This is a genomic window from Caballeronia glathei (assembly GCF_000698595.1).
GTDB classification, from domain to species: Bacteria; Pseudomonadota; Gammaproteobacteria; order Burkholderiales; family Burkholderiaceae; genus Caballeronia; species Caballeronia glathei.
Map to the genome: position 1 here is coordinate 87,039 of NZ_JFHC01000005.1, position 11,651 is coordinate 98,689.

The window sequence follows — 11,651 nt, forward strand, 5'->3', positions numbered from 1 at the left end:
GATTCGCGGGTAACGTGCGACTGCCGCAAACGTTTCGGGTTTGTCCGGCGAGCCGCCCATGTTCGGCCCGGCGCCCGCGCACTGTCGCAAGCCGCGCCCGGGCTGCCCGCGATCCTGACGCGCGGGGGCTGTCGATGAATCGGCAACGGGCTGACGGGCACGATGCCATCGACGATTCACCCGTGCACATTTCTGTTCGTGCCCTCCACGCAACGTTTCCGCGCAACGCCGATACGCGTGCAACGGCCCCCCGAAAATTCCCGGTGAGCCTTGTCACACGGGCTTCTGAGCGGACTCGCGCCGAGCCAAAAAAGCGTGCGTTCGGTAGCCCACGCATGAGATGCAACAGTTATGAATCATTTTTCAATGACCCTACTAATGGTGACTGGCATCGGTAGGGAGGCCCGCCGGGCGGGCTTGCTGCAGGGGCGGACAAAAACTGGAAAGCCCTTCCAGTAAGGCATTGCGCAGACGAAACCGTCCCCCCGGACGGAGGATGCTTCCCAATTCCTAAGACTAGCGATGTTCAAGAGTGAAACAAAAATCTTGCGCTGCGCTGCGTCACGCAGCGCACAGTCCGATCGCTTCCATGGTGGCATTGGCGCTGCCCACATTGGCACGGTCCTCGCTAAAAGAGAGTCGCAACCCGGACCGATGCCCCGAACAACAAAAGCAACGCGTCGACCAGGCTGCTACGGGGCTGGCGGTGAGAGGTTTGCGGAGAAGCACGCTCAAGACGCTTCACCAGACGCTCGCGCCAGTAAATAAAAGTGAAGCGCACCGCGCGAAGTTACGAGAGAAAAATCATGCTGACCCTTCAGTCCGACCTGCATGGCAACCACTTGCTTGGAGCGCTTCCGGCGCACGAATGGCAAGCCCTCACGCCTCATCTGGAACTGGTTCAACTTCGTACCGAACAACTGCTGTGCGATTCGGGTCAGCGCATTCATCACGTTTATTTCCCCACCACCGCCATCATCTCGCTGCTTCACACGATGGAAGACGGCGGCTCCGTCGAGATCGCGGCAGTCGGCCGCGAAGGCATGACGGGCGTGCCCGTGCTCACCGGCGGCGAAACGATGCCGACGCGCGTGCAGGTGCAATGCCCCGGCTTCGCATACCGCATGAGTGCGCAAGCCCTGCGCGAACAGTTCGGCCGCTCCGACTTCCTGCGCCGCCTGATGCTGCTCTACATGCAGGCGCTCCTCACGCAGGTCGCGCAGACGGCCGCATGCAACCGCCATCATTCGCTGAACAAGCAGCTGTGCCGGTGGCTGCTGATCGAGATCGACCGCACCGCGTCGAACGAGTTGCAGGTCACGCAGCAACTGATCGCGGACATGCTCGGCGTGCGTCGCGAAGGCGTGACGGAAGCGGCAGGCAAGCTGCACGACGCCGGCCTCATCCATCATAGCCGCGGCTGCATCAAGGTGGTCAATCGCGAGGGACTGGAAGCGCGCGCATGTGAATGCTACGGTCTGGTCAAGCGCGAGTTCGACCGGCTGCTTCCCCGCCTGCGCGCGACCGAGCCGGCGCACTCGATCTCCGGCGCCTGATTCAATCACGGAACCAGACCATGCTAGATCGGACCGCCCGTTGCCTCGATGTTGGTTTCATCATCGCGGGCGGGCTGATCGCGCATTCGATGCGTTTCTCCGCGTCGACGGATTTCGGCGACACCGAACGGCTCCTGATCGCCTTCAACTCGGTGCTCGCCCTGCTCATCTTCCCGGCCTTCGGCGTATACGACACCTGGCGCGGCAAACCGCTCGCGGCCATGCTCGCGCGCGTCGCGCTCGCGTGGATGGCGGTGGTCGCCGCGGGCCTGCTGCTCGCGTTCACGCTGCACCGGATGGATGCCGTCTCGCGCCTCTGGTTCGCGTATTCGACGATCATCTCCGGCGCGCTCATCATCGCGTCCAAGTGCCTCGTGTATTCGGTCCTGCGCGTCATGAGAAGCCGGGGCCTGAACCAGCGCACGGTCGCAATCGTTGGCGCGCAGGGCTTTACCCGCACGCTGCTCGCGCATCTGAGCAGCACGCCGGGACAGGGCTTCACCCCGGTGTGCATCCTCGACACCAGCGGCGACGAAGCGCTCCACGCAAGCGGGATCGGCAGCGCACGCACGGGCCGCCTGCCGGTGCTCAACGACTTCGACGAGTTTCTCGCCAAGGTCCGCGCCGAAGACATCAACGAAGTGTGGCTCGCGCTGCCACTTTCGCAGGAGCACACGATCTATCGCTTCCTGCACGCGCTGCGCCACGACTTCGTGAACCTGCGCCTCATTCCCGACACGCGCAGCATGTCGCTCTTCAATCATTCGATGACGGACGTGGCCGGCCTGCCGACCATCAACCTCACGACGTCGCCCGTCTCCGCGATGCAGATGTGGCCGAAGCTGCTCTTCGACCGCTGCTTCGCGGCCGCGGCGCTCATCGCGCTCGCGCCGCTCCTGATCGGCATATCGATTGCGATCAAGACAACGTCGAAGGGACCGGTGCTCTTCACGCAGTATCGAAAGGGTGCGGACGGACGGCCGTTTCGCATCTACAAGTTCCGCTCAATGGCGATGCACGTCGAGCATGCGGGGCATGTCACGCAGGCAAGCCGCAACGATCCGCGCGTGACGAAGGTCGGCGCGTTCATCAGGCGCACGAGCCTCGACGAACTGCCGCAATTCCTCAACGTGCTGCTCGGGGACATGTCGGTGGTCGGCCCGCGCCCGCATGCGATCGAACACGACGACATGTACAAGGACCTCGTCTACGGCTACATGTACCGCTACCGGATCAAGCCCGGCATCACCGGCTGGGCGCAGGTGAACGGCTATCGCGGCGCGACGACGAAGGTCGAGAAGATGGAAAGCCGCGTGAAGTTCGACCTCTTCTATATCCACAACTGGTCGTTCTGGTTCGACATCAAGATCGTCGCAATCACGATGATCAAGGGCTTCATCGGCCGCAACGCCTACTGACCGGCCGCTCGCGCTAACGATTGCGCGCTCGCGCCGCACAAGCACAAGCACAAGGCCCGGAGCGTCGCTGCCGGGCCTTCGTTGTTTCGCGTCTTGTGTCTCGCGCCTCGCGCCGGCGCATCCCCTACCGGCCGAAGCCGCTTCGCACGCCGAGCTTGATCTCATACATCGTCGCGAGCATCGACAGGTGCGCGCGCTCCACCGCCGCCTCCTCCTTCGACATCCCCCCGCAGGTCTCGCCCCCCATGATGATGCCGAGGCACAGCGCGTAGTTGCCCGCGAACGCCGTCGGTGAAGGGTCCATGTGTCTCAGGCGCTCGTAGGCGGTGTCGAGCGTGTGTCGAAGGTCGGGATTCATCGAATGGGATAGCCTGGAATGTCGATTGAGGATAAGGCAAAGCCGCCGATCTGTCTGTCAACGCCCCAAGCGCCCGCTGCGGCGACGCGACATCGGTTTCTGGATGCGCCGCTCTGATTCCCGCCCTTTCGGGCCGTATCCGGTCGTAAGAATCGGCAACACAACACTCCTTCACAAAAGATATATCTTTGTTAAGATATATCTAATCGTACTCAAGAGGGATACGCCATGTTCGGAAGACATCGAAGCCACCTGCTGTTCGAAACGCCCGCCGAGCATCCGCTGCGCGGACATGGCGGCCACGGCGGGCGCGGCATGCGGCGCAGGATGTTCGATTCGGGCCATCTGCGGCTCGTGATACTGGAATTGATCGGTGAAACGCCGCGCCACGGGTACGACGTGATCAAGGCGCTCGAAGCCCGCTGCGGCGGCCTGTACAGCCCGAGCCCGGGCGTCGTCTATCCGACGCTGTCGCTGCTCGAGGACCAGGGCTTCGTGACGGTGGAGGTGACGGAAGGCAGCAAGAAGCGCTACACGATCACCGCCGAGGGCAATGCGCATCTCGCGGAAAACCAGCCGTTCCTGAACGCCATCAACGCGCGCCTGGCAGGCGGGCTGCCGCGTCCGGGCCACGACGGGAAACATGCGGAGACACACGGCGACGAGCACGGCAACGAGCACGGCAACCCCGGGCCCGGCGGCCGCGCGCGTTCACCGGAACTGCGCGATGCGTTTCACCGGCTGAAGGGCGCGGTGATCGCGCGGGTGCGCTCGGGCGATCTCGACGCAGAGCGCATCGCGCAGATCCGCGAGATCCTCGCGCGCGCGACACACGAAATCGACCAGCTTTGAACGAGGGGAATTCGCATGAAAGGACATCACTACCGCATCACCGTCGAGCACACGGCCAATCCGAAAGGCACGGACGAACTGCACGCGCCGCTCACGTTCGAGGCGATCAATCACGACGAGGTGCTCGCCATTGTCGATCGCGCGCGGGCGAATTCGGGTTTCCCGCCCGATGAGGCCGCCCAGTTCGCAATGGGGCTCAAGCTGCTCGGCGAGGTCATGCTGAAGCACCGCGACGACCCGCTGTTCGCGGACCTGCGCGAGCCTTATCGCGCGTTCATCGGCAGGGTGAAGGCGCGCAACGCACCCGCGGCATGAGCGTCACGGGCGCGGGGCAGCGCCACGCGCGCATTCAATGGCACACGGGCAGCCGCGCGACGAAACGCGTGCCCGCCTGCGCGGACGAAGTGACCTCGAGCGTGCCGCCATGCGCCTTGACGATCTGCGAGCAGATATACAGGCCGAGCCCGAGTCCGCCGCCCGGCTTGCTGGTCGCGGGACGCCAGTAGGGCTCGAAAACCCGGTGGAGGTCGCCGGCCGCGATCGGCGCGCCCGCGTTCGACACAGCGATGACGAGCAGCGCGCCGTCGATCGATGCATCGACCGTCACGGGCTGATCGGGCGTTCCGTGCGTGAGCGCGTTGCCGAGCAGGTTGGAGACCAGTTGCTGGATGCGCCCGCGGTCGCAATCGACGCAGCGGCCGATCGAGATGCGCTCCACCACCGTGTGGCCCGGATTGGCGTCGCGCAATTCCGCGACCACGTCCGCGAGCGCGGTGCCGAGATCGCCTTCCGCCGCGAGCGACACGCCGATTCCCGTGCCCAGCCGGCCGCGCGCGAAGTCCATCACGTCTTCGATCAGCCGCGACATGCGGCGCGTCGTCGACTGCAGACGGCGGGCGATCGAAACCGTCTCGGGCTCCTGGCTGCGCCGCACGAGCAGCTCGGCGCTCGCGCTGACGGCGGCAAGCGGGTTGCGCAGGTCGTGGCCGAGCACCGCGATGAACTGCTCGCGCAGTTCCGACCCCGCGCGCTCGTTCACGAGCGCCGATTCGGTCTCCAGTTGCCGCCCCTCGCTTTCCAGCTGGAGCGCGATCAGCTCGGCGAAGAGCGTGAACATCGTGACCGTGCGCGGATCGGAGACGACACGCGGACGCGGATCGATCGCGCAGAGGTTGCCGAAATACTCGCCGCTCGATAGCACGATCGGCACCGAAATATAGCTCTCGATGTTGTAGAGCCGCGGCGTGTGGTGGTTGCAGTAGACCGGGTCCCTGCTCGCGTTGTCGATGACCACCGGCTTGCGCGCCGCGCGGGCCTCGATGCACAGCGTCGTGTTGACATCGAGTTGCCCGCCCGCCTTCAGCCCGAACTGGATGTCGTCCTGCACGGCGCAGGCGGTCCAGTTTCCCTCCGTCACGCGCGCGACGGCGGCAAATCCCAGCCCCGTGTTCTTGCAGATGACGCGCAGCATGGAAGGAACGGAGCCGATACGGCCTATCGCCTCAACGTCGCGCGCGATTGCTTCTTTGCTGTCGTTCATCGTGGGCCGGGGCGGGTTCTCGAGTGGCGAGGGATCTCACAATCCTACCTCAGGTTGCCGGCCTTCAATAACGTGGATTCGTTCGGAAAACCCCTTCTCCCGCGCGAAAAAAAACGCGCGGCATGTGATGCGTCCGCGCGTTTTTGCCGTCATGCGACGGGACTCATTGCTGCTGCACGTAGTCGATCCGCTCGACGCCGTTTTCCGTGCCGAGCAGGCACAGATTCGCGCCGCGCGCGGCGAAAAGCCCCACCGTCACCACGCCCGGCCACGCGTTGATCTGCGCTTCCAGCGCGCGCGGATCGGTGATCTTCAGGCCCTTCACGTCGATGATCTCGTTGCCGTTGTCGGTGATGTAGGGCGAGCCGTCCTGCTGCACGCGCACGATCGGCACGCCGCCCGCCGCCGTCACGCGGCGGCCGATCGCCGTGCGCGCCATCGGCACCACTTCGATCGGCAGCGGGAACGTGCCCATCACCTGCACGCGCTTGCTCGCGTCGGCGATGCACACGAACACGTCCGACACCGACGCCACGATCTTCTCGCGCGTGAGCGCCCCGCCGCCGCCCTTGATCATCGCGCCGGCGGCGTCGATTTCATCGGCGCCGTCGACATACACCGGCAGCGATTCGATGTCGTTCAGATCAAACACCTTGAAGCCGTGCGATTGAAGCCGCGCCGTGGAGGCAAGCGAGCTCGATACCGCGCCGCGGTAGCGCGCCTTCGATCTGGCGAGCGCATCGATGAAGCAGTTCGCCGTCGACCCGGTGCCGACGCCGATCACCGCGCCCTCAGGCACGGTCGCATTCACGTAGTCGGCCGCGGCGGCGCCGACCAGTTGCTTGAGTTCGTCTTGAGTCATAGGAATAAGACCAGAGAGTGAGACAGCGAGAGGGAAACCGTGATTTTAGCGGACCTTCGACGCCGCTCCCAACGCTACGACCACGCCCGCAGGAAGCCGAGCGGATCGTGCGAACGCGCGACCGAGGCAATGAACGCGAAGGCGACGATCGCGAGCACGCCGCACACGGCGCGGGCGCCCTTCGTGCGGCCGCGCTTGAGCGCGAACGCGCCGAGCACGACATAGACGACGAGCGCACCGATCTTCGCCAGGAGCCACGCCGCATTCGGCCCGAAGCCGATGATCGCGACGAGCACGGCCGCGCTCGCAAGGAGCGCCGTATCGACGATGTGCGGCACGATCTTCGTCGCGCGCCGGTGCAGCAGCGGCGAATCGGCGAGCATCCAGATCCAGCGCAGCACGAAGCCGGCGATGCTCAGCGCCGCGCAGGCCATGTGCAGCGCGCGCAGCGGGATGAAGAGTTCGGCCATCGTCGGTCGTCCTTCAGGAGCGTGTCAGGGGAAACGTCAAGGAAAATACTTGTCGAGGAGCGCGGCGGCGATCGCGTCGCTCTCGGCATCCGGGTTGCCCGCGTAATCGGCCGGGCGAAAATGCATCTGGAACGCGCTGAAGACGCGGCGGGTCTTTTCGTCGAGCACGCCGTCGGTCGCGACCGCGTAGCCGTAGCGCCGCAGCTTGTCCTGCAGCAGCTTCACGTCGGCGGGCGCCTTCGGATCGCGCCCCGCGAGATGCCGCGCCACGGCGGCGGCGTCCGGCCATGCGCCGATGCCCGCATCGTACAGCGTGCGCCAGGGGAAAAGCGGGCCCGGATCGATCTTGCGCTGCGGCGCGATGTCGCTGTGACCGACGACGCGCGTAGGCGGGATGCGGTAACGCGTGACGATGTCTTTCGCCAGGCGCACGAGCGCATCGACCTGGGCGGGCGGATACGGCTGCCACGTGCGCCCCTGCGGCGTATCGACAGGACCGAGATTCACGTTCTCGATCCCGATCGACGCTGCGTTCAGCTCCGTCGTGCCCTGCCATTCGCTCACGCCGGCGTGCCACGCGCGCTGTTCCTCGGGCACGAGCTGATAGACCACCGGCTCGCCGCCCTCGGTGTGCGGCGCGTCGGGCACGACGTAGTGGGCGCTCACGCCGCCGCCCGTCAACACGGCGAGCGAGCCCGCCTCGTCGATTTCGGTGTAATGCACGACGAGAAAGCGCACGCGGGAGTCGGCGTTCTTCGCCTGGTAGCTGCTGTCGGCGATGTAGGTGCCGCGATCGGTCTTCGTCACGGTGCAGGCGCCAAGCAATGTGCAGAGGAGCACGCCGAGAAGCGCGCGGAGAAGCGCGGCTGCGGGAAAGCGCACGATCATCGGCGCGTCATTTCTTTACCGAACGCTGCCGCACCGCTTCGAACAGACACACGCCGCTCGCCACCGAGACGTTCAGGCTTTCCACCGTGCCCGCCATCGGGATGTGCATGATCTCGTCGCAGGTCTCGCGCGTGAGGCGGCGCATGCCCTCGCCTTCCGCGCCGACCACGATCGCGATCGGGCCGTCGAGCTTCGTCTCGTAAAGGCTCGCGCTCGCCTCGCCTGCCGTGCCGACCACCCACACGCCCGCTTCCTTCAGTTCGCGCAGCGCGCGCGCCAGGTTCGTCACCGTGATGTACGGCACGTTCTCGGCGGCGCCGCTCGCGACTTTCGCGGCGGTCGCGTTGAGCCCCGCCGAGCGGTCGCGCGGCGCGATCACGGCGTGGGCGCCGGCGGCGTCGGCCACGCGCAGGCACGCGCCGAGATTGTGCGGATCGGTGACGCCGTCGAGCACGAGCAAAAGCGGCGTGCCGGAGACGCCGTCGAGCAGTTCGGCCAGGTTCTGCGCGAGCGGCATGTCGTGCGCGCGCGCGACCACGCCCTGATGCCCGACGTTGCCCGCGAGGCCCCACAGGCGCGATTCGTCGGCGGCGATCAGGCGCACGCCGGCTTCCTTCGCGGCGCGCAGGAAGTCCTGCATGCGACGATCCTTGCGCGTGGGGTCGTACAGCACCTCCTCGATCGTCGATGCATCCGCGCGCAGGCGCGCGGTCACCGCGTGAAAACCGTAAAGAACCTTGAGACGTGACATGACTAACCCAAACCTTCAATAAGAAAACCAAAACGCGGCCCGGCGCGCGTATTGCGCACCGGGCCGCGCATCGTGAAATGCCGCGCCGTGCCTGCGGGACTCGCGCTTCAACGCTTCTTGCGCGCCGGACGGCCCTGTGCCGCGGACTTCGGCGCCGCGCCGCGCTTCTTTGCGACGCCCGCGTCCTTCGCCGCCGCGAGCGCCGGCGCGCCCTTCTTGCTGCCGCCGCGCCGCCGCGTGCTGGGCGTGTCGTCGGTGACGAACGAACGGATGCGCGGACCCGCCGCCGCCGCACCGTTGCCCGCATGCTCGGGCACGCTCGGCGCAATGCGTCCCGAAGGCGGCTTCACCGGCGTGTCCCGCACGAGCCGGAAGTCGATCTTGCGCGAATCCAGATCGACGCGGCTCACCTGCACGCGCACGCGGTCCGACATCCGGTAGCGGATGCCGGTGCGCTCGCCGCGCAGTTCGTTCTTGATCTCGTCGTACTGGAAGTAGTCAGAGCCGAGTTCCGTGACGTGCACGAGCCCTTCGATGAAGAGCGAATCGAGCTGCACGAAGATGCCGAACGACGTCACGCCGTTCACCATGCCGCCGTATTCCTCGCCGAGCTTGTCGCGCATGAAATAGCACTTGAGCCACGCCTCGACGTCGCGCGAGGCCTCGTCGGCACGCCGTTCGTTCGACGAGCAATGCAGCCCGAGCTCCTCCCAGATCGCGACGTTGTTGCGCGAGCGGCTGCGCGATTCGTCGTCGGCTTTCTGCATTTCGCGGGCGGCTTTCGTCAGGCCCGTGCTGAGCGAAATGTCGTGGCCGATCTGGGGCTGGTACTTCTTGCCCTGCAGGATCGCGTAGATCGCGCGGTGCGTGAGCAGGTCCGGATAGCGGCGTATCGGGCTCGTGAAGTGCGCGTACGCCTCGTAGGCAAGACCGAAGTGCCCGATGTTGTCCGGGCTGTAGACGGCCTGCTGCATCGAGCGCAGCACCATCGACTGGAGCATCTGCGCGTCGGGCCGGTCGCGGATCTGCGCCATCAGCGCGGCGTAGTCGCTTGCGTGCGGCTTGTCGCCGCCCGTCAGCGTGAGACCGACGCCGCGCAGAAACGCGCGCAGGTTCTCGAGCTTCTCGGGCGTCGGGCCCGCATGAACGCGATACAGCCCCGCATGCTTGTGGCGCTTCAAAAAGTCCGCCGCGCAGACGTTCGCGGCCAGCATGCACTCCTCGATCAGCCGGTGCGCGTCGTTGCGATGGCGCGGCACGATCTGCTCGATCTTGCCCTGCGCATTGCAGACGATGTAGGTCTCCGTCGTGTCGAAGTCGATCGCGCCGCGCTTCTGGCGCGCCGCATGCAGCGACTTGTAGACGCCGTAGAGGTTCTGCAGGTACGGCAGCAGATCGGCGCGGCGCGCGGCTTCCGGCCCCTTCGTGTTGGCGAGCACCGCCGCCACCTCGGTGTACGTGAGGCGCGCCGCCGAGTGCATCACGCCCGGGTAGAACTGGTACGCCTTGATCTCGCCGCGCGACGTGATGACCATGTCGCAGACGAGCACGCAGCGGTCCACGTTCGGATTGAGCGAACAGAGCCCGTTCGAGAGCTTCTCGGGCAGCATCGGAATCACGCGGCGCGGGAAATACACCGACGTGCTGCGATCGAGCGCATCCACGTCGAGCGGCTCGTTCGGGCGCACGTAATGCGAGACGTCCGCGATCGCGACCAGCAGCCGGAAACCCGTGCCGCGCCCGACTGTCATCGGCTCGCAATACACGGCGTCGTCGAAGTCGCGCGCGTCCTCGCCGTCGATCGTGACGAGCGGCACGTCGCGCAGGTCCACGCGATGGCGGACGTCCGCCGGCCGCACTTCGTCCGGCAGTTTCGCGGCGGCGGCGAGCGCGGCCTCGCCGAACTCGTGCGGCACGCCGTACTTGCGCACCGCGATCTCGATTTCCATGCCCGGATCGTCGATATCGCCGATCACCTCCACCACGCGGCCGAGCGGCTGCGAATGGCGGCTGGGAAAGTCGGTGAGTTCCACCGACACCACCTGCCCCACCTTCGCCTTCTTCGGATTCTGCGTGATCAGGATGTCGTGGCCGATGCGCTTGTCTTCCGGCACGAGGATGAGCGCGCCGTTCTCGTTGATAAGCCGGCCGATGATCCGCTTGTTCGCGCGGTCCGTCACCTCGACGATGTGCCCTTCCGGCCGCCCGCGGCGGTCATACCCGACGATGCGCGCGAGCACGCGGTCGTTGTGCATGACCTTCTGCATTTCGCCGTTGGGCAGGAACAGGTCGTCCTGGCCATCGTCGCGGATCAGGAAGCCGAAGCCGTCGCGATGGCCCTGCACGCGGCCCGCGACGAAATTGGACGGATGAGTGAGTTGATAGTGGCCGCGCTTGTCGAGCCGGATCTGCCCGTCGCGCTCCATTGCTGCCAGTCGCTTGAAAAATCCTTCGCGCTCCTGGCGCTTGATCGACAGAGCTTCGGCGATGTCATTCGCGGCGTGCGGCGTTTCGCTCGTGCGCAACACGCCGAGAATTTCTTCGCGGCTCGGAATCGGATAGGGATATTTGCTCAAGGGCTTATCGATGATTTCTTCTCGTTGGCTGGACGTTGCAGTGAATGCGCAAGTGAATGGATAGCCAGCTCGCGGCGGGCTCGCCCGGCGGCTATGTTCGCGAGTCATTCTAACACCCGTCATCGAGGCCACACGGGGCTTGCAGGGCGGCTGCGCGGGCCTTTGGAGCCAATCCCGGTCCCGATCTCAAAATGCTTGACAGCCTGCGCGGCCGCGATATAATTGCGTTCTTTGCTGCACACGCACCCTTGCCCAGGTGGCGGAATTGGTAGACGCACTAGGTTCAGGTCCTAGCGGTGGCAACACCGTGGAGGTTCGAGTCCTCTCTTGGGCACCATTCGCAGATTGAGCGCGATTGAGGTAGTACAAGTTGTAGTACG

At 65.7% G+C, this 11,651-nt stretch carries 11 protein-coding genes and 1 tRNA gene; 5 read left to right on the forward strand and 7 right to left on the reverse strand.

Going from position 1 to position 11,651, the window contains the following annotated elements; all coding sequences use genetic code 11:
- The first annotated feature begins 806 nt into the window (after positions 1-806).
- Together BG61_RS05755 and BG61_RS05760 are read left to right on the forward strand one after the other, a co-directional pair.
- Positions 807-1,556 (forward strand): Crp/Fnr family transcriptional regulator, encoded by a 750-nt coding sequence (locus tag BG61_RS05755; RefSeq protein WP_035930731.1) that lies wholly within the window; start codon positions 807-809, stop codon positions 1,554-1,556.
- Positions 1,557-1,576: 20 nt separating this feature from the next.
- The gene (locus tag BG61_RS05760) at positions 1,577-2,974 is read left to right on the forward strand and encodes an undecaprenyl-phosphate glucose phosphotransferase (RefSeq protein WP_035930579.1); all 1,398 of its coding nucleotides are present in this window, start codon (positions 1,577-1,579) and stop codon (positions 2,972-2,974) included.
- A gap of 124 nt (positions 2,975-3,098) precedes the next feature.
- Here BG61_RS05760 and BG61_RS05765 read toward each other — a convergent pair whose 3' ends face one another.
- Complete coding sequence (locus BG61_RS05765; RefSeq protein WP_035930582.1) at positions 3,099-3,332, reverse strand: hypothetical protein; 234 nt, start codon at positions 3,330-3,332, stop codon at positions 3,099-3,101.
- A gap of 228 nt (positions 3,333-3,560) precedes the next feature.
- Here BG61_RS05765 and BG61_RS05770 point away from each other — a divergent pair, with 228 nt between their 5' ends.
- The gene (locus BG61_RS05770; protein WP_051672304.1) at positions 3,561-4,184 is read left to right on the forward strand and encodes a PadR family transcriptional regulator; all 624 of its coding nucleotides are present in this window, start codon (positions 3,561-3,563) and stop codon (positions 4,182-4,184) included.
- Positions 4,185-4,199: 15 nt separating this feature from the next.
- Entirely contained in the window at positions 4,200-4,499 is a 300-nt protein-coding gene (locus BG61_RS05775) for a DUF3861 domain-containing protein (RefSeq protein ID WP_035930585.1), read from the forward strand.
- Between the two features lie 34 nt (positions 4,500-4,533).
- On the opposite strand, the gene BG61_RS05780 is transcribed toward BG61_RS05775, so the two are convergent.
- The 6 genes from BG61_RS05780 to rnr form a co-directional block, all read right to left on the reverse strand.
- A complete protein-coding gene (locus BG61_RS05780; protein WP_035930588.1) occupies positions 4,534-5,724 on the reverse strand; it encodes a GAF domain-containing sensor histidine kinase in 1,191 nt (396 codons plus the stop codon).
- 163 nt (positions 5,725-5,887) lie between these two features.
- A complete protein-coding gene (gene rpiA / locus BG61_RS05785; protein WP_035930589.1) occupies positions 5,888-6,586 on the reverse strand; it encodes a ribose-5-phosphate isomerase RpiA in 699 nt (232 codons plus the stop codon).
- A 74-nt stretch (positions 6,587-6,660) separates the two neighbouring features.
- A complete protein-coding gene (locus BG61_RS05790; RefSeq protein ID WP_035930592.1) occupies positions 6,661-7,056 on the reverse strand; it encodes a SirB2 family protein in 396 nt (131 codons plus the stop codon).
- Between the two features lie 36 nt (positions 7,057-7,092).
- Positions 7,093-7,944: an N-acetylmuramoyl-L-alanine amidase gene (locus tag BG61_RS05795; protein WP_081867988.1), complete on the reverse strand. Its 852-nt coding sequence runs from the start codon at positions 7,942-7,944 to the stop codon at positions 7,093-7,095.
- Positions 7,945-7,951: 7 nt separating this feature from the next.
- The gene (gene rlmB / locus BG61_RS05800) at positions 7,952-8,695 is read right to left on the reverse strand and encodes a 23S rRNA (guanosine(2251)-2'-O)-methyltransferase RlmB (protein ID WP_035930594.1); all 744 of its coding nucleotides are present in this window, start codon (positions 8,693-8,695) and stop codon (positions 7,952-7,954) included.
- Positions 8,696-8,802: 107 nt separating this feature from the next.
- The gene (gene rnr / locus BG61_RS05805) at positions 8,803-11,271 is read right to left on the reverse strand and encodes a ribonuclease R (protein ID WP_035930597.1); all 2,469 of its coding nucleotides are present in this window, start codon (positions 11,269-11,271) and stop codon (positions 8,803-8,805) included.
- Between the two features lie 250 nt (positions 11,272-11,521).
- Here rnr and BG61_RS05810 point away from each other — a divergent pair.
- Positions 11,522-11,608 (forward strand) — tRNA-Leu (locus tag BG61_RS05810).
- The last annotated feature ends 43 nt before the right edge of the window (positions 11,609-11,651 follow it).